General features: G+C 70.8%; 18 protein-coding genes. 12 read left to right on the top strand and 6 right to left on the bottom strand.

Features of this window, described 5'->3' with window-relative positions:
* Nucleotides 1–1,040: TetR/AcrR family transcriptional regulator C-terminal domain-containing protein (locus BLS99_RS22035; protein ID WP_218126787.1), on the top strand; the 1,040-nt coding region annotated here is incomplete at its 5' end.
* A 584-nt stretch (nucleotides 1,041–1,624) separates the two neighbouring features.
* Here the strand turns inward: BLS99_RS22035 and BLS99_RS22030 are convergent.
* Entirely contained in the window at nucleotides 1,625–2,998 is a 1,374-nt protein-coding gene (locus BLS99_RS22030) for a UDP-N-acetylmuramoyl-tripeptide--D-alanyl-D-alanine ligase (RefSeq protein ID WP_091053891.1), read from the bottom strand.
* A 334-nt stretch (nucleotides 2,999–3,332) separates the two neighbouring features.
* Between BLS99_RS22030 and BLS99_RS22025 the strand changes: the two genes are divergently transcribed.
* The 4 genes from BLS99_RS22025 to BLS99_RS22010 are packed head-to-tail and all read left to right on the top strand — an operon-like array spanning nucleotide 3,333 to nucleotide 6,475.
* On the top strand, nucleotides 3,333–4,322 hold the full coding sequence (locus BLS99_RS22025; protein WP_176953479.1) for a D-isomer specific 2-hydroxyacid dehydrogenase family protein: 990 nt from the start codon (nucleotides 3,333–3,335) through the stop codon (nucleotides 4,320–4,322).
* Nucleotides 4,315–5,352, top strand: coding sequence for a D-alanine--(R)-lactate ligase (gene vanA, locus BLS99_RS22020; RefSeq protein ID WP_091053890.1), 1,038 nt, complete (start codon nucleotides 4,315–4,317; stop codon nucleotides 5,350–5,352). Before BLS99_RS22025 ends, vanA begins: the two co-directional genes overlap by 8 nt.
* Nucleotides 5,349–5,996 carry a D-Ala-D-Ala dipeptidase VanX gene (gene vanX / locus BLS99_RS22015; protein WP_091053889.1) on the top strand — a complete coding sequence of 216 codons (648 nt, stop codon included), beginning with the start codon at nucleotides 5,349–5,351 and terminating at the stop codon, nucleotides 5,994–5,996. Before vanA ends, vanX begins: the two co-directional genes overlap by 4 nt.
* Nucleotides 5,990–6,475, top strand: coding sequence for a GNAT family N-acetyltransferase (locus BLS99_RS22010; protein WP_091053888.1), 486 nt, complete (start codon nucleotides 5,990–5,992; stop codon nucleotides 6,473–6,475). The genes vanX and BLS99_RS22010 overlap by 7 nt, the downstream gene beginning before the upstream one ends.
* On the opposite strand, the gene BLS99_RS22005 is transcribed toward BLS99_RS22010, so the two are convergent.
* Entirely contained in the window at nucleotides 6,444–7,538 is a 1,095-nt protein-coding gene (locus BLS99_RS22005; protein ID WP_281243626.1) for a sensor histidine kinase, read from the bottom strand. The genes BLS99_RS22010 and BLS99_RS22005 overlap by 32 nt on opposite strands.
* Nucleotides 7,539–7,548: 10 nt before the next feature.
* A complete protein-coding gene (locus BLS99_RS22000; protein ID WP_091053886.1) occupies nucleotides 7,549–8,226 on the bottom strand; it encodes a response regulator transcription factor in 678 nt (225 codons plus the stop codon).
* A gap of 87 nt (nucleotides 8,227–8,313) precedes the next feature.
* Here BLS99_RS22000 and BLS99_RS21995 point away from each other — a divergent pair, with 87 nt between their 5' ends.
* The 4 genes from BLS99_RS21995 to BLS99_RS21980 all read left to right on the top strand — a co-directional run bounded on the left by BLS99_RS21995 (nucleotide 8,314) and on the right by BLS99_RS21980 (nucleotide 12,233).
* Nucleotides 8,314–8,907 (top strand): M15 family metallopeptidase, encoded by a 594-nt coding sequence (locus BLS99_RS21995; RefSeq protein WP_091053885.1) that lies wholly within the window; start codon nucleotides 8,314–8,316, stop codon nucleotides 8,905–8,907.
* A gap of 92 nt (nucleotides 8,908–8,999) precedes the next feature.
* Entirely contained in the window at nucleotides 9,000–9,653 is a 654-nt protein-coding gene (locus BLS99_RS21990) for an ADP-ribosyltransferase (RefSeq protein WP_091053884.1), read from the top strand.
* 443 nt (nucleotides 9,654–10,096) lie between these two features.
* Nucleotides 10,097–10,987: a helix-turn-helix domain-containing protein gene (locus BLS99_RS21985; RefSeq protein ID WP_091053883.1), complete on the top strand. Its 891-nt coding sequence runs from the start codon at nucleotides 10,097–10,099 to the stop codon at nucleotides 10,985–10,987.
* Nucleotides 10,988–11,189: 202 nt separating this feature from the next.
* Nucleotides 11,190–12,233, top strand: a complete 1,044-nt coding sequence (locus tag BLS99_RS21980; RefSeq protein ID WP_091054085.1) for a zinc-dependent alcohol dehydrogenase family protein — start codon at nucleotides 11,190–11,192, stop codon at nucleotides 12,231–12,233.
* Nucleotides 12,234–12,396: 163 nt separating this feature from the next.
* Here the strand turns inward: BLS99_RS21980 and BLS99_RS21975 are convergent, their stop codons facing one another.
* Complete coding sequence (locus BLS99_RS21975; protein WP_091053882.1) at nucleotides 12,397–14,349, bottom strand: hypothetical protein; 1,953 nt, start codon at nucleotides 14,347–14,349, stop codon at nucleotides 12,397–12,399.
* Nucleotides 14,350–14,717: 368 nt separating this feature from the next.
* On the opposite strand from BLS99_RS21975, the gene BLS99_RS21970 reads away from it, so the two are divergent.
* Complete coding sequence (locus BLS99_RS21970; RefSeq protein WP_091053881.1) at nucleotides 14,718–15,944, top strand: MFS transporter; 1,227 nt, start codon at nucleotides 14,718–14,720, stop codon at nucleotides 15,942–15,944.
* Between the two features lie 444 nt (nucleotides 15,945–16,388).
* On the opposite strand, the gene BLS99_RS21965 is transcribed toward BLS99_RS21970, so the two are convergent.
* Nucleotides 16,389–16,583, bottom strand: a complete 195-nt coding sequence (locus BLS99_RS21965) for a hypothetical protein (protein ID WP_091053880.1) — start codon at nucleotides 16,581–16,583, stop codon at nucleotides 16,389–16,391.
* 144 nt (nucleotides 16,584–16,727) lie between these two features.
* On the opposite strand from BLS99_RS21965, the gene BLS99_RS21960 reads away from it, so the two are divergent.
* Nucleotides 16,728–17,909 (top strand): AlbA family DNA-binding domain-containing protein, encoded by a 1,182-nt coding sequence (locus BLS99_RS21960; protein ID WP_091053879.1) that lies wholly within the window; start codon nucleotides 16,728–16,730, stop codon nucleotides 17,907–17,909.
* A 351-nt stretch (nucleotides 17,910–18,260) separates the two neighbouring features.
* Nucleotides 18,261–18,788: a hypothetical protein gene (locus BLS99_RS21955; protein ID WP_091053878.1), complete on the top strand. Its 528-nt coding sequence runs from the start codon at nucleotides 18,261–18,263 to the stop codon at nucleotides 18,786–18,788.
* A 32-nt stretch (nucleotides 18,789–18,820) separates the two neighbouring features.
* On the opposite strand, the gene BLS99_RS21950 is transcribed toward BLS99_RS21955, so the two are convergent.
* Nucleotides 18,821–19,528 (bottom strand): hypothetical protein, encoded by a 708-nt coding sequence (locus BLS99_RS21950; protein WP_091053877.1) that lies wholly within the window; start codon nucleotides 19,526–19,528, stop codon nucleotides 18,821–18,823.
* Nucleotides 19,529–19,769: the final 241 nt, after the last annotated feature.

The raw sequence follows: 19,769 nt of genomic DNA, 5'->3' as shown, positions 1-19,769 counted from the left end.
CCGGCTCCGGCTCCGGCTCCGGCTCCGGCTCCGCGGTCTCGCGTCCCCTTCCCGCTCCCGAACCGGAGGCCGACATGACCGCGCAAGTCCCCGCCGAACCGCCGTACCGGCAGATCGCCGCCGAACTGCGAGCGGGCATCGCCGCGGGGGACCTGCGACCGGGCGACCGCGTGCCCTCGGTCCGGCAGATCTCGGCACGCTGGGGCGTCGCGATCGCCACCGCGAACCGCGTCATGGCGGTCCTCCGCGACGAAGGGCTGGTCGTCACCCGGGTCGGCTCGGGCACCGTCGTCGCCGACACCCCGGCCCGCCGAGCCGCCCCCCGCACCATCGAACCCGCACCCCGCGCTCCCCGCCGCGGCCTCCTCCCGCCCGCCCTCAACCTCGCGGCGATCCGCCACACGGCCGTCGGCATCGCCGACCGCGAAGGGCTGCAATCGGTCACGATGCGCCGGGTCGCCTCCGAACTCGGCGTCGGCCCGATGTCCCTCTACCGGCACGTCGCCACCAAGGAGGACCTGCTCCTGGAGATGGTCCAGGCGATCGCGAGCCCCGACGACCTCCCCGCCGACGTCTCCGGCGATTGGCGCACCGACCTCGAACGGGTCGCCCGCCTCCAGTGGGACCTCTACCGCCGCCACCTCTGGGCCGCGCGCGCGATCTCCTTCACCCGCCCGCTCCTCGTGCCCGGCCTCGCCGCCTACACCGAATGGACCCTCCGGGCCCTCGACGGGCTCGGCCTCTCACCGCGCACCTGCGCGCGAGAGGCCCTGTCGCTCCACGCGATCGTCAACACCGCCGCACTCGCGGTCGCCGCCGAGAACGAGGCCGAGCAGGAGACCGGCGTCAGCCTCGCCCACTGGCACCGCACCCAGCGCGACCAGACCGCCGACCTCCTCACCGGCCACGACTTCCCCCACCTCGCCGCCACCCCTGAAGACGCCTTCACCGACATGGAGGCCCTCTTCGAATACACCCTCGCCCGCCACCTCGACGGCTTCGCAGCCCTCCTCGCCGCCCGAACCCCCAAGCCCCGCTGAGCAACAAGAACCGATCTCGCCCCCAAAACCACCCGGTCGCTCCGGCAAACAATCATTCCGCCCACTGCCCAGCGGCCCGCCCACTGCCCAGCGGCCCGCCCACTGCCAATCGGCCCGGCCCGACCGCCCACCACCCAGCGGCCGACAGCCAACCACCCAACAGCCCGACCGCCCACCGCCCAGTCGCCCCCGCCGCAACTGCAGCAACCCATAGAACCGCCCCACCCTCCCCGCCTTAGTAGGCCCACCCACCCCAAAACCTTTCCCACCAGCCCGGACAGAAGTTATCCACAGGCAGGAAATCAATCCTGTACAGCAGGGCCCCGACCTGTGATTGTTGGTAGCAAAAACACCTTTCTCCTGGTGGTGGTTGGAGGAGGAGGGAGGTGGAGTCGGTCTGGCAGGACTGGCGGTGAATGTGGGATTCCCCGGGGGCCGCCCCCGAAGACCGCGCGGGAGTGCACTCCCGCGCGGCTCCTGCCAGACACACCTCGCGAGGTGGATGAAGAAAGCGCGGGCGCATCGGCACCCAGCCGATGCGCCCGCACCATAAACAACACCACCGACAGCAGTCGGCGATCTGCTCACCCGCCCTGTCGCCCCAGCGCATCGGCGACCTCGTCGAGGCGGTCCGCTCTCGACGCCTTGACGAGCACGACATCGCCCGCCGTGATCCGTCCCCGCAGCCAGTCGATGGCCGCGCCGTTGTCCGCCAGCGCGATGCCGCGCTCGCCCGCCCCCTCGGCCGCCGGCGCTGCGGCCTCGCCGACCGCCACGACCAGGTCGGCCCGGGCCGCCGCGTACTCCCCGATGGCCCGGTGCTCGGGATCGCTTTCCTCGCCGAGTTCGAGCATCCCGCCCAGGACGGCGATGCGCCGCGCGCCCTCGACTGCGGCCAGCGCGTCCAACGCGGCGCGGGCCGAGTCGGGGTTGGCGTTGTAGGAGTCGTTGAGGAGCACCGCACCACCGGGCAGCTCGCAGAGCTCCATGCGCCACTTCGACAACGAAGCCCCCGCGAGCGCTGCCGCGCTCGTGTCCAATGGGATCCCGACCGCGAGGCCCGCCGCCGCAGCCGCCGAGGCGTTGTGCGCTTGGTGGGCGCCGACCAGCGGCAGCGCCACTCGGGCCGAAGCCCCGTGGGCCCGCAGCGTGAAGGTCGGGCGTCCGAGGCGGTCCAGCACCAGGTCAGCCACCCGCACGTCGGCCTCTGTCGCCGTGCCGAAGGTGAGTACCGGCCCGTCCGTGAGCGCGCGCATCGCGGACACCGCCGGGTCGTCGGCGTTGAGGACCGCCGTCCCGCCCGGCGCCAGGCCCCTCACCAACTCCCCCTTTGCCTTCGCGATGCCCGCCCGCGAGCCGAAGTACGTCAGATGGGCCTGGCCGACATTGAGCACCACCGCCACGTCCGGCGCGACCAGTTCCGTGAGCGCCGCGATGTCGCCGATGCGCCTCGCGCCCATCTCAAGGGCGAGGAACCGCGTGTCCGCGTCGGCCCGGAGCAGGGTGATGGGTACTCCGAGCTCGTTGTTGGCCGACCCGATCGCCGCCACGGTCGGGCCAGCGCTCGACAGGACCGCTCCGAGCAGGTCCTTCGTGCTCGTCTTCCCCTGCGAGCCGGTCACGGCGACCGCGGTGAGCCCGCCGCGCAGCCGCGCGACCACCTCCGCCGCGAGCGCCTGCAACGCGGCCTGCGCATCGGCCGTGACCACAGTTGGCAACGCGGTCGCCCGCGAGCCGAGCACCGCCACCGCGCCCGCGCGCCCGGCCTGCTCTGCGTAGTCGTGGCCGTCGACCCGCTCGCCCTTGAAGGCGACGAACAGGCCGCCCGGCGCGGACTCGCGGCCGTCGAGCACGGCCGGAGCGGTCACGCGAATTGTGCCGTCGGCCTTCGCCGGGCCGCTGGTGTTGACCGTGCCGCCGGTGATCGCGGCGATCTCGTCCAGACTCATCGGGATCATCGGCGGACCCCGGAACGCCCGCCGGCTCTGTGGAACATCATGCGGCCAGTCCAGACCGCGCCTGGTTGCGAGAGCGTATGCGGATCCCCATACGCGGGCGATATGTTCACGGTCGCTGCCGAACCCGAACCCGAACCCGAACCCGAACCCGAACCCGAACCCGTCCCGGCCGGGCCCGTGGCTTGACCGGGGTCCGACCACGGTCTGACCACTCCGCCGAGCCCCGGCCCGATCCGGCTCGCAGCCGGACCCGGCGTCGAGCCGCGCGACCTATCGCCCGCATATCGAAAAGCCCATACGCCCTCACAACACCGCGGCGCCTTCACTGGGGCGCATGACTGACAGCGAACCGGGCGGCCCGCCGACCGGCATCACGGTGTACGGGTGCGGGGCGGACGAGGCCGAGCTCTTCCGAGAACTCGCGCCCCGCCTCGGCGCCGTGCCGACCATCGCCGCGGCGCCCGTCTCCGAAGCGAACATCGAACTGGCGCAAGGCAACCGGTGCATCAGCATCGGCCACAAGACCCGGGTCACCAGCGCGACGCTCCTCGCGCTGCGCCGCGCCGGGGTCCGGTACGTGTCCACGCGGAGCATCGGCTTCAACCACGTCAACGTCAAGTACGCCGAGAGCGTCGGCATCACCGTCGGCAACGTCGCCTACTCGCCCGACTCGGTCGCCGACTACACGATCATGCTCATGCTCATGGCGATCCGGCACGCGAAACCGGTCGTCCTGCGCGCCGAGGTCCACGACTACCGCCTCCACGAGACCCGCGGCCGCGAGCTGCGCGACCTCACCGTCGGCGTCGTCGGCACCGGCCGCATCGGCGCCGCGGTCGTCGACCGGCTCCGCGGTTTCGGTTGCCGCGTCCTCGCCCACGACAACCGGCCCAAGACCGACGCCGAGTACGTCGCCCTCGACGACCTGTTGCGCCGCAGCGACATCGTCACCCTCCACACCCCGCTCAACGCCGGCACCCACCACCTCCTCGACCGCCACCGCATCGAGCGCATGAAGCCCGGCGCGGTCGTCGTCAACACCGGCCGCGGCCCGCTCCTCGACACCGAGGCCCTGGTCCGGGCCCTCGAAGGCGGCCGGCTCGGCGGCGCGGCCCTCGACGTGGTCGAGGGCGAGGAGGGCGTGTTCTACGCCGACCGCCGCGGCGACCCGGTCGGGAGCAAGCCGCTCCTGCGCCTCCAGGAGCTCCCGAACGTCATCATCAGCCCCCACACCGCCTACTACACCGACCACGCGCTGCGCGACACCGTCGAGCAGTCGATCGCCAACTGCCTTGGATTCGAAAGCGGGAACCGCCATGGATAAGCTGCACATCGCCGTCCTCTTCGGAGGGACCTCCGAGGAGCACCCGGTCTCCGTCAAGTCCGCGCGAGAGGTCGCCGCCCACCTCGACCCGGACCGGTACCGCCCCTGCTACATCGGCATCACGAAGGCCGGCGCCTGGCGCCTCTGCGACGCCCCCGCGCCCGGCTGGGAGGACGGCGACCACCGGCCCGCCGTGCTCTCCCCCGACCGCGCCGCCCCCGGCCTGCTCGTCCTCGACGACGGCAAGTACGAGTCGGTCCGCATCGACGCGGTCCTGCCCGTCCTGCACGGCAGGCACGGCGAGGACGGCGCGATTCAGGGCCTCCTCGAACTCTCCGGCATCCCCTACGCGGGCTGTGACATCCAGAGTTCCGCGCTCTGCATGGACAAGTCCCTCGCGTACACCGTCGCCAGGGCCGCCGGGATCGCGACGCCGCGGTTCTGGACCGTCCGCGGCGAAGGCGACGTCGACCCCGGCGCCCTCCCCTACCCGGTCTTCGTGAAGCCCGCCCGCTCCGGATCCTCCTTCGGCGTCACCAAAGTCCACGCGGAGGACGAGCTCGCCGAGGCCGTCGCGACCGCCCGCCGCTACGACGCGAAGGTCCTCATCGAGGAGGCCGTGCACGGCAGCGAGATCGGCTGCGCCGTCCTCGGCGACGGCGCCGACCTGGTCACCGGCGAGTGCGACCGGATCGCCCTCTCCCACGGCTTCTTCCGCATTCACCAGGAGGACGCCCCCGAGACCGGCTCCGAGAACTCGACCCCGATCGTCCCCGCCGACATCCCCGACGCCGCCCGCGACCTCGTCCGGGACACCGCGAAAGCCGTCTACCGGGCGCTCGGCTGTGGCGGCCTCGCCCGCGTCGACATGTTCCTCACCGACGACGGCCGCGCGGTCCTCAACGAGGTCAACACGATGCCCGGCATGACGTCGTACAGTCGCTACCCGAGAATGATGGCGGCCGCGGGACTCCCGCTCGCCGACGTGCTCGACCGGATGATCTCGCTCGCCCTGGGGAAGGACCGTTGAACGACGACTTCGTGTTCATTGACGACCACGTGCCGGGCGTGACCTGGGACGCCAAGTACGCCACCGCCGACAACTTCACCGGCGCCCCCGTCGACGGCTACCTGGCCGCCCGCGTCGCCGGCACCCGCGCCCTGTGCACCGCGCTCGAGGCCGCCCAGGAGAAGGCCCGCGCCCTCGGCTTCGGCCTGCACCTGTGGGACGCCTACCGCCCGCAGCGCGCCGTCGACCGCTTCCTCGCCTGGACCGCGCTCCCCGAGGACGGCCTGACGAAGGCCCGCCACTACCCGAACATCGACCGGTCCGCGATGGTCGAACTCGGCTACATCGCCGCGAACTCCGGCCACAGCCGCGGCGGCACCGTCGACCTCACGCTCGCGCACCTCGACACCGGCGCGCTCGCGGAGATGGGCGGCGGCTACGACCTCATGGACCCCGTCTCCCACCACGGCGCCGCGGGCGTCCCGGCCGTCGCCGCGGCCAACCGCCGGCTCCTGCGGACCCTCATGGAGGACTGCGGGTTCCGCGCCTACCCGTGGGAGTGGTGGCACTACACGCTCGAAGACGAGCCGTACCCGGACACGTACTTCGACTTCCCCGTTGCCGAGGCAGATCCGTCAAGGTCCACTGAGGAGGGATTGTGCTGATCAGACCGGTGCGCACCGCGGACGCCGACGCCGTGGCGGTCCTCCTCGGCCAGCTCGGCTACCCGCAGCACGAGGGCGTCGCGGCGAGACTCGAAGCGTGGCACGCGGACCCGTCCAGCGCGGCGTTCGCCCCCGAGTCGGAGGACGGGGTCCTCGGCGTGATCGCGGTCCACGTCTGCCCGTACTTCGAGCGGCCCGGCGCCTGGGGCCGGATCGTCGCCCTGGTCGTGGCCGAGACCGCACGCGGCCAAGGCGTCGGCGCGAGGCTCGTGGCCGCCGCCGAGTCGTTCGCGGCCGCTCGCGGCTGCGAGCGCATGGAGGTCACGAGCAACGACCGGCGGGCGGACGCCCACGCGTTCTACGAGGCCCGCGGGTACACCGTCCAGAACGGACGGTCGTCGCGGTTCCTGCGCGATCTCGACGCCCCCGGACCCGGCACTCCCGGCCTCAGTGGTCCTGCCGGGGCAGCTCGACGGTGACCCGCAGGCCCCCGCCCTCCCGCGCCTCCAGCGCCAGCGTGCCGTCGTGCGCGAGGACGATGCTCTGCACGATCGCGAGCCCGAGGCCCACCCCCGCGTGGTCGGAGCGCACCCGCCGCGTCCCGCGCTGGAACGGCTCGGTGAGCGTCGCGACCAGGTGCGGCGCGAGCACCGGACCGGTGTTCTCCACGCTGAACCGCACCGACTGCGGCCCGACGGCGGTGGAAACCTCCACGGTCCCGTCGTCGGGCAGGTTGTGGACGATCGCGTTGTGCATCAGGTTCACCGCCATCTGGAGCAGCAGTGCGTGCGAGCCGACGACCGGCGCCACGTCCCCCGAGGTCCGCACCGCGGTCCCGCGCGCCTCCGCGAGCGGCAGCAGCGTCTCGGCGGCCTCCTCCGCGACCAGCGACAGGTCGACCGGGTCGCGCGTGAACGACCGCCGGTCGGCGCGGCTGAGCAGCAGCAGCGCCTCGGTGAGGTCGATCGCCCGCGTGTTCATGATGGAGAGCCGCTCGACCAGCTCCCCGACCTCCTGCCCGGGGTCGTTCCGCGCCACCTCCAGCATCGTCTGCGTGATCGCCAGCGGCGTCCGCAGCTCGTGCGAGGCGTTGGCGGCGAACCGCTGCTGCTCGGCGACGTGCGCTTCGAGCCGCGCGAGCATGGTGTCGAACGCGTCGGCCAGCTCCCGGTACTCGTCGCGGCGCCCCGGCAGGTTGACGCGGTGCGAGAGCGACCCGTCGGCGGCCATCCGCGTCGCCTCGGTGATCCGTGCGACCGGCGCGAGCATCCGGCCCGCGAGGAACCACCCGCCGACCAGGCCCAGTACCAGCAGGAACACCGCGAGCACGGCCGCCTTCGGCGCGAACGCCCGCCACAGGTCGTACCGGCCCGGGATGAACAGCCCCGGCCCGCGCATCCCGTCGTGCAGCTCACCGCGCACCGAGACCGCCTCGGCCGGAACGTACCTGAGCAGGAACATCCACACGACCCCGAGCAGCAGCAGCCCGGCGACCAGCAGGAACCCCGTGTAGCTCAGCGTCAGCTTGAGCCGGACGCTCATCCCCTCGGCCCTAGGCAAGGTCCGCGCCGCCGCTCTCGATCCGGTAGCCCACGCCCGGCACCGTGGCGATGAGCCACGGCTCGCCGAGCCGCTTGCGCAGCGCCGAGACCGTGATCCGGACGGCGTTGGTGAACGGGTCGGCGTGCTCGTCCCACGCCCGCTCCAGCAGGTCCTCCGCCGAGACCACCCCGCCCTCGGCCGCGACCAGCACCTCCAGGACCGCGAACTGCTTGCGCGTCAACGCGACGTACCTGCCGTCCCGGAACACCTCCCGCCGGAACGGGTCGAGCCGCAGCCCCGCGATCTCCCGCACCGGCGGCCGGCTGTGCGCCCGCCTGCGGTCGAGCGCCCGCAGCCGGAGCACCAGCTCGCGCAGCTCGAACGGCTTCGTCAGGTAGTCGTCGGCGCCGATCCCGAACCCGCTCGCCTTGTCGTCGAGCCGGTCCGCGGCCGTCAGCATCAGGATCGGGATGCCGCTGCCGGAGGCCACGATGCTCTCGGCGACCTCGTCGCCGCTCGGCCCGGGGATGTCGCGGTCGAGCACCGCGATGTCGTAGGCGTTGACGCTCAGCAGCTCCAGGGCGGTGTCGCCGTCGCCGGCCACGTCGGCGGCGATGGCCTCCAACCGGAGCCCGTCCCGGATGGCCTCCGCCATGAAGGGCTCGTCCTCGACGACCAGTACACGCATGGCCCCAATGCTACGAGTCCGGGCATATCGCCCGCATATCGAAATCCGCATACGGGCCCACAACAGCGCTCCTCCTTCACTGGAGCCATGACCCGAACCGACGCGCCGCCGCGCACCCGCCTTCGCAGGCGGGCCGCCGCCGCGATCCTCCCCGTCCTCTCCCCGCTCGCGAAGGCCCTCGGCTACCGCCTCCTGCGCATCCGCGACCGCGGCGGCCTCGGTATCGAGGACGGCGCGATCCCGTACGGCACCAGCGTCTTCGACGACGACGTGCCCGGCGTCGCCAACCTCGATCCGGCCCTGCTCGACGCCCTCCGCCGGGCGGCGGCCGACGCCGCCGCTGACAGGGTCGCGTTCACCGTCAACAGCGGCTGGCGCACCCCCGACTACCAGCGCCGGCTCCGCCGCGAGGCCGTCGCCCGGTACGGCTCCGAGGAGGCCGCCGCCCGCTGGGTCTCCACCCCCGAGACGTCCCCGCACGTCAACGGCGCGGCCGTCGACCTCGGCCCCGCCGCCGCCCAGGCGTGGCTCGACGCCCGCGGCGCCGCCTACGGCCTGTGCCGGATCTACGGCAACGAGCCCTGGCACTACGAGCTGCGCCCCGAGGCCGCCGTCACCGGCCCGCCGCCCCTGCACCCGACGCCCGCCGACGACCCCCGGCACCGCCCCTTAGGGACGTGATCCGTTGCGGCGCCGCATGTCCTGGACCGCGCGCGGGAGCGTTCTCATGTACCGTCGAAACGATCCGAACGCGCTGAACGACGGGAACGCCCATGCCGCCCAGGAGCCGGAGCTCGTCGACAGACGGGGCCGCGAAGATCCTCACCAAACCCCTCGACGACCTGAACGTCTGGCGCCCCGCGTCCCCCAAGGACCGCAGCAGGGGCCCGGAGGCCGGCGGCAGCAAGGACCCCGATCCCGACGGCCCCGTCCAGGGCCCGAAGAAGGACCCGCTCACCACCTACTCCGACGACAGCGACGCGCTCAACCGGTACCTGCGGACCCTGAACAAGAAGGACTACAGCGAGGAGGACCGCAAGCGCTTCAACGAACTCGCCGGGGACGTCTCCAAGCGGCTCGACGAGCTCCCCAAGCGGCCCGGCACCACCTACCGCGGCGCCCCGGGCGGCGAATGGCTCGACAAGGTCAAGAAGGACGGCATCTACTCCGACCCCGCGTTCATGAGCTCGTCCACCGACCGGCGGACCGCCGAGCGTTTCAAGGCGATCGCCACCGGCGCCTTCGGCGGCGAGCGCAAGGACGGCGTCATGATCACCGTCGACGGCAGGAACGGCCGCGACATCATGGGCCAGTCGAGCGCCGCCCACCAGCGCGAGGTCCTGTTCGACCAGGGCTCCCTCTTCAAGGTCAAGGACAAGTACAAGGACGGCGACACCACGTTCCTCCACCTGGAGGAGCTGACGTAGCCGGGTGGACCGCCGGCGCCGCCCGGACCGACCGGGTCAGCGCTCGGACGTTCGCCCTGGTCGCGGACGGTAGTGCCCGTATCGCCCAAGCTGCATAGACCGGCGGACCGCTGCCGCCGCCCGAGCCGCCTGGACCGGCGAGTCGTCCGCCCCGCCCGGGTCGGCGACCACCCGGCCTTTCCGCCCCTCCCGCGCCGCTCGGGTCGACGGAACGCCCGCGCCGACCGGCGTGCTCGGGCGTCCGCCCTGGGCGACGGCGTCAGCACCACTAGGCCCACGCGACCGAACCCTGATCCGTCCCGCCCGCTCCCGACCACCCTCCCCGCCGCCCTCCCGACCTCCCCTCCCCGCTGCCCTCCCGACCTCCTGAAAGAGGCCGCATCCGCGTATCCCGGTAATACCAGTCCCTCCCTGTCCGCCGACTCCGGTCGTACCGTGGAGGGATGGATCGAAGCCAGGACGCCGCCGCGTTCCTCAAGTCGCGGCGCGACCGCGTCACCCCCGACAAGGCCGGGGTCTTCGGGTCGGGCCGCCGCCGCGTGCCCGGCCTGCGCCGCGAGGAGGTCGCGTTCCTCGCCGGGGTGAGCGTCGACTACTACGTGCGCATGGAGCGCGGCGACCTGCGCGGCGTGTCCGCCGAAGTCCTCGACGCCCTCGCCCGCGCGCTCCACCTCGACGAGGCCGAGACCGCCTACCTCCACGACCTCGCCGCGGCCGCCGGGCCCGGCGCCCGCAGGCGCCGCGACAAGCCCGCCGAGCCGGTGGTCCGGCCCGCGCTCCAGCGGTTCGTCGACGCCGTCACCGGGGCCGCCGCCACGGTCCAGAACCGGCCCGGGGACATCGTCGCGGCCAACGTCCTCGGCCGGGCCCTGTACGCGCCGGTGCTCGACAGCCCCGCCGGGCGCGGGAACACCAGCCGGTTCCTGTTCCTCGACCCCGCCGCCCGCGTCTTCTGGCCCGACTGGGAGACGATCGCCGACCAGAACGTCGCCTCGCTGCGGTCGATCGCGGGCCAGCACCCGCACGACCGCACGGTCACCGACCACATCGGCGAGCTCGTCACCCGCTCCGACGACTTCCGGGTCCGCTGGGCCGCCCACGACGTGCGCTTCCACCGCACCGGCGTCAAGCGCCTCCACCACCCCGAGGTCGGCGACCTCGAACTGGCCTACGAGGCCATGGACCTGCTCGCCAGCCCCGAACTGCACCTGACCGCCTACACCGCCGCGCCCGGCACCCCCAGCGCCGAACGCCTCGCCCTCCTCGGCAGCCTCGCCGCCAGCGCGGACCGCGAAGCCGACGACACGAGCACCAGGGGCGGCGCCGAACGCTGACCGGCCCGACAGGCTCTCGGCGCAGCGGCGCCGAACGCTGAACGCTGAACGGCCCGGCGGGCTCCCGGCGCAGCGGCGCCGCCCTCGACGCCGGCACCAGGGGAGTAACGGCAGACCCTCCCGGGGCCGCCGGAACACCCGTAGCGTCGGAGCCGTGAGGGCGGTGCCCGCCCCGACCGACGCCATCCGAGAGGACACCACGATGAAGGCCACGCTCATGTACGCCGCCGGCGACGTCCGGGTCGAGGAGATCCCCGACCCCGTCCTCAAGGAGCCGACCGACGCGATCGTGCGCGTCGTGCGCTCGTGCATCTGCGGCTCCGACCTGCACCCGTACCACTCGATGAAGGTCGCCACCCATGGTCAGACGATGGGCCACGAGTTCATCGGCGTCGTCGAGGACACCGGCGCGGAGGTCACCTCGATCCGCAAGGGCGACTTCGTGATCGCCCCGTTCGCGGTCTCCGACGGCACGTGCGAGTTCTGCCGCGAGGGCCTGCACACCTCCTGCCTCCACGGCGGGTTCTGGAACGACGGCGACCTGGGCACGCAAGGCGGCCAGGCCGAAGCGGTCCGCGTCCCGCTCGCCGACGGCACCCTGGTCGCCGTCCCCGGGATCACCGAGGACTCCCCGCTCCTGGCATCGCTGCTGACGCTCTCGGACGTGTACGGCACCGGCTGGCACGCCGCCCGCGCCGCCGGCGTCACCGGCGGCGACACGGTCGCGGTCATCGGCGACGGCGCGGTCGGCCTCATGGCCGTCCTCGCCGCCAAGCAGCTGGGCGCCGAGCAGATCATCCTCATGGGCCGTCACCAGGCCCGCACCGACCTGGGCCGCGAGTACGGTGCCACCGACGTCGTCGCCGAACGGGGCGAGGAGGGCATCGCGAAGGTCCGCGACCTCGCCGGCGGGCGCGGCGTGCGCAAGGTCCTCGAAGCGGTCGGGCACCTGCCCGCCTACGACCAGGCCCTCGGCGTCGTCCGCGACGGCGGCACCATCGCCCGCGTCGGTGTCCCGCAGTACTCCGAGGCCCAGCTCGGCTGGCGCTTCTTCGGCCGCAACCTGACCTTGACCGGCGGCCCGGCGCCCGCGCGGGCCTACATCGAGCCGCTGCTGCCGGGCGTCCTCGACGGGAGCGTCAACCCGGGCAAGGTCTTCGACCGCACCATCGAGATCGACCAGACCCCCGAGGGATACGCTGCGATGGACGTCCGCGAAGCCCTCAAGGTCATGATCCGCTTGTAGCGAACCGCGAACCGCGAACCGCGAACCGCGAACCGCGAACCGCGAACCGCGAACCGCGAACCGCGAACCGCGAACCGCGAACCGCGAACCGCGAACCGCGAACCGCGAACCGCGCGGACCGACGCGGCATCGCCCGGCCTCAGGCGGAGGCCGGGCGCGGACGTCAGCTCAGACCGTAGGACCAGATGGTCGTCTGTTCGACCTCGGTGCCGGCTGTGTCGGTGGCGGTGGTGCGGACCGAGACGTACTCGGCGTCCTCTGGATGGTGGAGGTCGGCCGTGGCGGTGCCGGCGGTGTGGTCCACGTCGAGTTCGACGGCTTCCCAGGTGCCTTCGAGGTCGTAGGAGACCTCGAGCTCCATCGCGTCCGCTCCGATGCCGCTGCCGGAGGCGTCCATCAGCTGGAGGGTGATCGCCTGCTCGCGGTTCGGGGTCATGCCTCCCGCGACGTCGGGGGCAAAGAGCGCCACGGCGGGGAGGACCAGCTCCTGTTCCGGCTCGAGCGCGGCCGGGTCGAGGTCGAAGCTCCAGTCGATGAACGACTTGAAGGCGAAGGGCCCGCTGGCCTGCTCGCGGGAGCCGGCGACGGTGAGGTGGTAGCGGCCGGCGCCGTCGACTCGCAGTTCGAAGCCCTCGCGCGGGTCGATGCCGGAGGACGAGTCGAGCAACCGCCCGTCGCGCCTGAGTTCGGCGTCGCCGTTGTAGCCGACGAGGACGACCTCTTCACCGTTGAGGCTGGCGCCCAGGGGGACGGCCGCTTCGAGGACGGCCCCCTCGTCGGTCCGGGCGATGTACGCGTCACCGGGCCCGGCCATCACCGGCCCGCGCGGGAAGGCCCGTTCGGTCCACCCGGGTGTGAAGACGGTGTCCTCGACCTCCTCGACGAAGCCCTCGCTCATCGCCTCGGTCTCGGGATCGAAGACGCCGCCCAGAACCGTGGTGTCCCAGGCGATCTCCGGAGTCGCGGTGTAGAGGTTCAGCCGCTGCGACGGGAAGGGCGTGTCGACGACGGCGCACATCGAAAGGCCGATGCCGCCGCCGGCGCGGTCGCCGTACTCGCAGGTGTAGCCCTCGACCGGTACGCCGAAGCCGGTGTAGTCGGTGGCGACGGCCGCGAGTTTGCCGTCGTACGTCTCGAAGGAGGTGTCGAGGGGGAAGCCGCCGGTCTCGGTGAACGCGAGGTTGTACTGGTAGGGCTCGGCGGCGCCGTCGGGGCTCGCGAGGGTCGGCTGGTACCAGAACCCGAGCTCGTATCCGGGGACCTCGGTCTCGGGCATGAGGTACAGGTCGGTGCTTGACGTGCCGAAAACGCCGACACCGGCGCCGCCGCCGTCCTTCATGGCGACGATGTTGGCGCCCATGGACACCAGTTCGGCGTCGGACCGCTCGACCTCGGCGGTGACGAGTCCGGCCCGGGCGCCGTCGAGGACGAGTTCGGTGTGCCGGTCCCCGATGGTCACATGGGAGATGCCGAAGACGTACTCGCTGAAGGTGTCACCGGGCCCGAGGTTCCAGACGGCATGCGTGAGCAGGTAGTCGCCGGGTTCGAGGTCGGCGGTGGCGACACCGTTCTCGTCGAACTCGAGCATGCCGCTGTCGTCGGGATCGGCGGTGTCGTACCAGTAGACGTAGCCCGAGTCGGGGATCTCGCCCGCGTGGTCGCTGACGACGACGGTGAGAGTCGGGTCCTCGGCGGCGCGGGGGTCCGAAGGGAGGGCGCCGTAGGTGCGGAGGTCGTCCTCGCTGAGCGCGGCGGCGTCGGCGTGCCCGTCCGCGGCGAGCCTGGTGACGTTGTAGCGGCGAGCGTCCTCGGCGCCAGCGGTGAGTTCGTCGGCTCTGTCGCCGGGGATGACGATGGTGCCCTCGCCGTCCGCGGCCGGGACGGTCGTGAAGGCGATGTGCTCGCGGCCCGCGGCGGGTGCGATCCCGAAGGCGCCGCCGGGCAGGACTCGCACCTGGTCCCCTGTCGGCAAAGTGACGGTGTCGGCCCCCGCCGCGAATGCGCTGGCGGTGAGCCGGTGGGGTGGTTCGGTCTCGGCGGCCGCCCCCGAAGTGGCGATCGCGCCCGAGAGGACGGCCGCCGTGCACAGCGCGGCCGTGGTTCGTCGTCGCAGCATGACGAATCCTTTCTGATCGGTGTGGCAGAGCTGGGATCCTCAGCCTTGAGACGGAAACGGCCGCTTCCGAGGTTGCATGCGCACGCCCACCTGCACCTCCTGCCCGAACGGTGGCGATGCTCAGTCCGAAGCGGCCGGGCCGCCACCCGAAGACCCGACGCGTCTCCCTGTTCACCCGGCCGGGCAGTTCACGACCGCGTGCCTGATCGCCGCGGCCCGCACACCCGATTCCTGCTCATGCCCGGGGCCGCTGCACTCGCGCCGCCTCGCTTCGGCGAGCATCCGCAGCGTCGTTATCGACCGCTTCTCCCGACCACTGGCCGCATCGGTGTTGAACTCCCGCAATGAAATCGGATAAACCTGACCCCATGCCCACCCACGTCGGCGAAGCCGCCGAGACCGACGCCCGCAAAGCCGTCCCGCGCCGGGTCCTGGTCGCCCTGTGCGCCACCCAGATCACCAGCTGGGGCGTCCTCTTCTACGCCCTGCCCGTACTCCTGGCCGACATCACCGCCGACACCGGCTGGACGACCGCTGGCGTCATGGGCGCCTTCTCGATCGGGCTCGCCGCCTCAGCCCTCGCCGGAATCGTCATCGGCCCGATCCTCGACCGGCGCGGCCCGCGCCTGGTCATGACCGCAGGCTCAGTCCTCGCGGTGATCGCCGTCATCGGCATCGCGATCGCCCCGAACCTGTGGTGGTTCACCGTCGCCTGGATCCTCTCGGGCATCGCCCAGGCCGCCGTCCTCTACAAGCCCGCGTTCGCCGCCATCACCGCCTGGTACGGCCCGCAGCGGGTCCGAGCACTGACGATCCTCACCCTCGCCGGCGGTCTCGCCTCCACCGTCTTCGCACCCCTCACTGCGCTCCTCGCAAGCTTTTTCGACTGGCGCGGCACCTACCTCGTCCTCGCCGCGATCCTCGCCCTCGTCACCGTCCCGGCACACGCCCTCGCCCTCGACCCGCCCTGGCCCGCGCACCACCCTGTGAAAGCGTCCAAGGGGTCCGCGCCCGCCATGAACCGGCGGCAGATCGTCACCTCGCCGACGTTCATCGCCCTCGCCGCCGCCATCGCACTGGCCGCCTTCGCGATGGGCACCTCGAACCTCTACCTCGTTCCCCTGGCGACCGGCCGCGGCATGGACACCACCACCGCCGCCTGGGTCCTCGGCCTCTGCGGCGCCGGCCAGCTCCTGGGCCGCATCGCCTACGCGCCCCTCGCCGCCAGGACCGGCACCACCGCCCGCACTATCGCCATCCTCGCCACCGGCGCCGCCACCCTGCTCGCCACCGCCCTCATCGCCGGCCCGGTCTGGCTCGTCTTCGCCACCGTCATCGTCCTGGGCGCCGCCCGCGGCGCCTTCACCCTCCTGGACGCCACCATCGTCACCGACCACTGGGGCCCGGCCGGCTACGGCACCCTCCACGGCATCCTCACCGCACCCGCCACCGCCGCCCTCGCCCTCAGCCCCTGGGCCGGCGCCCACCTCGCCACCTGGACCGGCGGCAACCCCCGACTCTTCACCCTCCTCGCCACCCTCACCGCCACCGCAGCCATCATCGTCCTGATAGAGCGGATCACGAAGCGGCCCTAGAAGACTCGACACAAGTGAGGCAAACAGCGCATCCCCTGCTCCGCACACGAAGGGCAAAGAAATAGGGACCATCTACACGATGGTCCCTCAAATCCTATATGTCAGTTTGTGGAGGTACTGGAGCCTTATTCGAACAAGTTTCCGCTGGTCAAAGCGTTGCGATCTGACCTGTCGAACCATGCGAAACCCGACACGAAAAGGCAGGAACACAGTCCAGGTTGCAAATCCTCTGTTCGGACCGAACCCCGTCCGCTCCGCAAACGGCTGGCCCCCAGGGACCGCCAACGACTCATCGCAGACTACCTCGCCGGGGCCTTGCAGAAGGAACTCGCCACGCGATACTCGATTGGTTTGTCGAGCGTGAAGACCGTCCTGCGAGAAGCCGGCGCCAAGAAGTACTCGGCCCGCGTCTAGAAGCCCGAAGGTTGCGGCGGGCGCTGATTGTCACCAGCGCCCGCCGTCCTCCTCACGCCAGACCTTCGGGTCAGGTTCTGGGCCGTCCGAACGCTCAACCTCAGCGGTGAGGGCCTCCACCTGCGCTGGTCCCATCAGATCGAGCAGGATCTGCGTGATCTGGTGGGGATCGATGTGCTCGCGCTGGTCGCCGGTGATCCGGATTCGATACTTCTTCCTCGGCATTTGGTTCCCCCATCTCTCTTGGATGGAGCGAGGGGAATTCCTGGCCCTGAACATATCTCCGCAATTCGCGCCTATTGGGCTGCGACACGTCGCGGCAAAGCATGACGCTCGGGTGCTGTCGTACGGTTCTGCTACAACCGACGGATGGATGGGGTCGCGCGTCCCACGCGCTATCAGCACACGAGCTCCGATGCGAAAGCACTGCTCGCCGCAGGCGAGTCCGCAGGGATCGAGTACAAGCGCGAAGCCAAAGCGGTCAAATCCGCGACGTTGGCAGCGTTGGCGAACTGGGTTGCGCTCGATCCTTCCCGCGAAGTCGCCCACCTACTCGTCGGCGTGGAAGAGGTGACCGACCGGGCGACCGGTTTGACCTCCGGGATCGTGTACGGCCTGTCGAACGGGCTCGAGAAGTCGGTGGCGCAGATTCTCGATGTATCAAGCAGCATCTATCCGATTCCGGTAGACCTTTTCATGGTGGAGGAGGCTGTGGACGAGGAGCACCCGTTCCTTCGCGTCGAGCTGCGACCCACCATGGCGCCGCACCATGACGGGCAAGGACGACGGCAAACACGCCAGGGCCGGTCCACGAGAGCCATGACCGACGACGAACTGCTCCAGGTCTATCTCGACCGCGAAGCCGGCACGTTCGCCGCCCGGTTCCGCCACACCACCACCGAGCTGCGCGAGGCCGTCGGCGCCGTGGGGTCCCAGGTCGACCTGATCGCCGAGGCCATCGAACGCAACATCGGCGGCCCGCTGGAGGAGCTGACGGCCACCGCTCACCGTGCCGTATCCGCCGCTGAGGACGCCGAGTCCGCCGCGATGAACGCCGGATCGGCGGCCAACATGCTGGAGGACGGCGTGACCAAGGTCGAACGGATGGTCCGTGATTTGAGTGAGGTCGTCGACGAACTCCAGGACGACTCACTCGATGCCCTCGTCTCGCGGGTCTTTCACCTCCGACGGCGGGTGTGGTGGGTGTTCTCCCTCGACACCTCGAAGCGGTCCTCGACCGCCGCAGAGCGCCTGACCAGGTGGATGCGCCAGCAACTCTCGGGTGACATCTCACCCGAAGCCGCCCGCAACTCATGGGAGCTGCGAGTCTGGGACCAGCTCCTGGCCGAGCGGAAAGAGCAGAAAGGCGGCAGGGGAACCCTGAAGTGGTGGACTTCCGCAGCAGCGGAGATCAAGAGCTATCTCAAGTCCCCTGCCTTCCAAGGCCCCGACCTCCCCGACCTGCGGACAGAACTAAACGGCGACATCAACGAAGCCCTCGACGACCCCGAGAGCCTGACCCACGAGTTCTACGACTCGCTACAGCGCTGACCCCACCACACGACCATCACCACGACTAACCCGCACAGGAGCACTCAACCGTGACCACACCCCAGGACCAGCCCCAGAACCCGCCACATCTCACCCCTGAATACGTCGAGGCCATCCTCGCCCGCATCCGCGACTACGCCCTCTGCTCAGATCTGCGTATGTACGCCTGGGCCCGGCGTCGGACAGCACAAGACTGAGGACGCCGAAGACGCCTTCGAGGAACTGCAGGAGTTCCTGCACCAGCTGACCACCGACCAGCCCCCCTCGCTGGCCGATAACGATGAGGAGCCCATCACCGACTCCCTTCGAGCGCAATTCCAACGCACGGATGCGGCCGTCGCCGAGAAGGGCGTGCCCGACGACGTCCTGGCGCCCCTCGCGGCCGTGGGCGTGGTTGTGTCCGCGTGGCGCAACACCCTCGAGCCCTGGCACTACCTGTTCACCGACGCGCAGATGTCATGGATGAGTCTGACCTCCACCCGTGACATCACCCCGCACATGCACCCCGACACGAACGCCCCCGACTTCGCCGCCATCAAGCAGGTCCTGTGCGACCCCGACCGCCTCGTCCTCCCCGGCGTCCCTGCACATGACGTGCTTGGCCCGGCCTGGCCCTCGATCGCCACCCGCATCGCCGCCCACGTCCGGAGATACCAGGAGGACGAGTACACAACGAGAGTGCTCGCCAACTGGGGCGGCATGGCCGGTTCCCGCTGGTGGGGACGCCAGGACTGGGAGGACCACGCCTACGCGATCGCCGACCACCTGGAACTCAACCGGTACCGCACCCGACAGTTGATCCACGAACCCTGGAAGCTCCCGTTCGAGATGTGGGAGCGAGCGATCGAGCACCAGAAGGACGTCCAGTACCGTCGCTGAGGTTCGGGTCCGCGTCTGGATGTCGGTGGGGCCTATTGGCGTCCGACGGCGGAGGGCTGGATTTCGAAGCCGAAGGTCGTGCCGGTCTCACCCAGGGCGTGGTTCATGCCCGATCTGAAGATCATGATCCAGATCCGTTCGACGGCTACTGCGATCCGCTCGTTCAGCGCTGCCTTGAACTCGTTCCAGACCTCGTTGTTGCCGATGGTGGCGTTGGCCCGGCTGTAGAGGGCGGCGACATCGGGATCGGTGAGCGCGGCGAGCTCGATCCTCTGCCACGCCTCATCGGGACTCACCGGCTGGGGCGACTCGCCGAGCTGGTCGAGATAGTAGAACCGCCCTCGTCGGCCGTACATGTCGAGCGCCTCGATGACCGGGATGACGACCGGGTCAGCTTCAACTTCGGCAAGTAGCCCGCGAACGTACTGGCTCTTCGACCTGGTGCGTTCGCGAAGCTCGGCGATCACTTTCTGATGCATGTCGCCAAGCTTGTGTCCGTGGTCGCGCATCACCGCGGCGCTTGGCCATTGCTGGTTGACGTCAAGCGCGATGAGGCCGAGGGTGAGCTTGTAGAGCTTCTCGACACCGATCGAGAGCATCGTCAGGATCGGGTCGCGGGTTGTTTCGACGAAGGCTCCGGTGCGGACCACGCGAATGCCGTAGGCGAGCAGGTTCCGGGTCGAAGTCATCTCCTGGAGCAGCGCGATGGTCTGCTTCTGGTTGAGGTTCGGGAGCACCATCGATCAACGCTATCGGTCAGCAGGGTCCTACGCGATCCTGCTCTCGTACCGACCTATCGACTGAGTAGGGGACTTACAGTCCATGCTATCCAGGACCGGCACGCCCTGAATCCAGGATGAGGCGCGCGGTTGACGGATGCGGTGGGAACCGTCCGACGGAGTCGTTCCCCACCTCGTGAGGTAATCGCGAGTCGCGCAGTGGGGTGATTATGGCCAGGAGGTACTTGGCCCTGGTCACGGC

The organism is Glycomyces sambucus (genome assembly GCF_900102815.1).
Lineage (GTDB): Bacteria > Actinomycetota > Actinomycetes > Mycobacteriales > Micromonosporaceae > Glycomyces > Glycomyces sambucus.
This window is presented reverse-complemented; position numbering and strand designations above follow the sequence as displayed.

Bases quoted from the DNA above. Each gene is read 5' to 3' on its own strand.
- BLS99_RS22000 (WP_091053886.1), bottom strand. From the start codon at position 8,226: ATGCGTGTACTGGTCGTCGAGGACGAGCCCTTCATGGCGGAGGCCATC.
- BLS99_RS22005 (WP_281243626.1), bottom strand. From the start codon at position 7,538: ATGAGCGTCCGGCTCAAGCTGACGCTGAGCTACACGGGGTTCCTGCTG.
- BLS99_RS22030 (WP_091053891.1), bottom strand. From the start codon at position 2,998: ATGATCCCGATGAGTCTGGACGAGATCGCCGCGATCACCGGCGGCACG.
- BLS99_RS21960 (WP_091053879.1), top strand. From the start codon at position 16,728: ATGGATGGGGTCGCGCGTCCCACGCGCTATCAGCACACGAGCTCCGAT.
- BLS99_RS21995 (WP_091053885.1), top strand. From the start codon at position 8,314: ATGACCCGAACCGACGCGCCGCCGCGCACCCGCCTTCGCAGGCGGGCC.
- BLS99_RS21985 (WP_091053883.1), top strand. From the start codon at position 10,097: ATGGATCGAAGCCAGGACGCCGCCGCGTTCCTCAAGTCGCGGCGCGAC.
- vanA (WP_091053890.1), top strand. From the start codon at position 4,315: ATGGATAAGCTGCACATCGCCGTCCTCTTCGGAGGGACCTCCGAGGAG.
- BLS99_RS21975 (WP_091053882.1), bottom strand. From the start codon at position 14,349: ATGCTGCGACGACGAACCACGGCCGCGCTGTGCACGGCGGCCGTCCTC.
- BLS99_RS22025 (WP_176953479.1), top strand. From the start codon at position 3,333: ATGACTGACAGCGAACCGGGCGGCCCGCCGACCGGCATCACGGTGTAC.
- BLS99_RS21970 (WP_091053881.1), top strand. From the start codon at position 14,718: ATGCCCACCCACGTCGGCGAAGCCGCCGAGACCGACGCCCGCAAAGCC.
- BLS99_RS21990 (WP_091053884.1), top strand. From the start codon at position 9,000: ATGCCGCCCAGGAGCCGGAGCTCGTCGACAGACGGGGCCGCGAAGATC.
- BLS99_RS21980 (WP_091054085.1), top strand. From the start codon at position 11,190: ATGAAGGCCACGCTCATGTACGCCGCCGGCGACGTCCGGGTCGAGGAG.
- BLS99_RS21965 (WP_091053880.1), bottom strand. From the start codon at position 16,583: ATGCCGAGGAAGAAGTATCGAATCCGGATCACCGGCGACCAGCGCGAG.
- BLS99_RS21950 (WP_091053877.1), bottom strand. From the start codon at position 19,528: ATGGTGCTCCCGAACCTCAACCAGAAGCAGACCATCGCGCTGCTCCAG.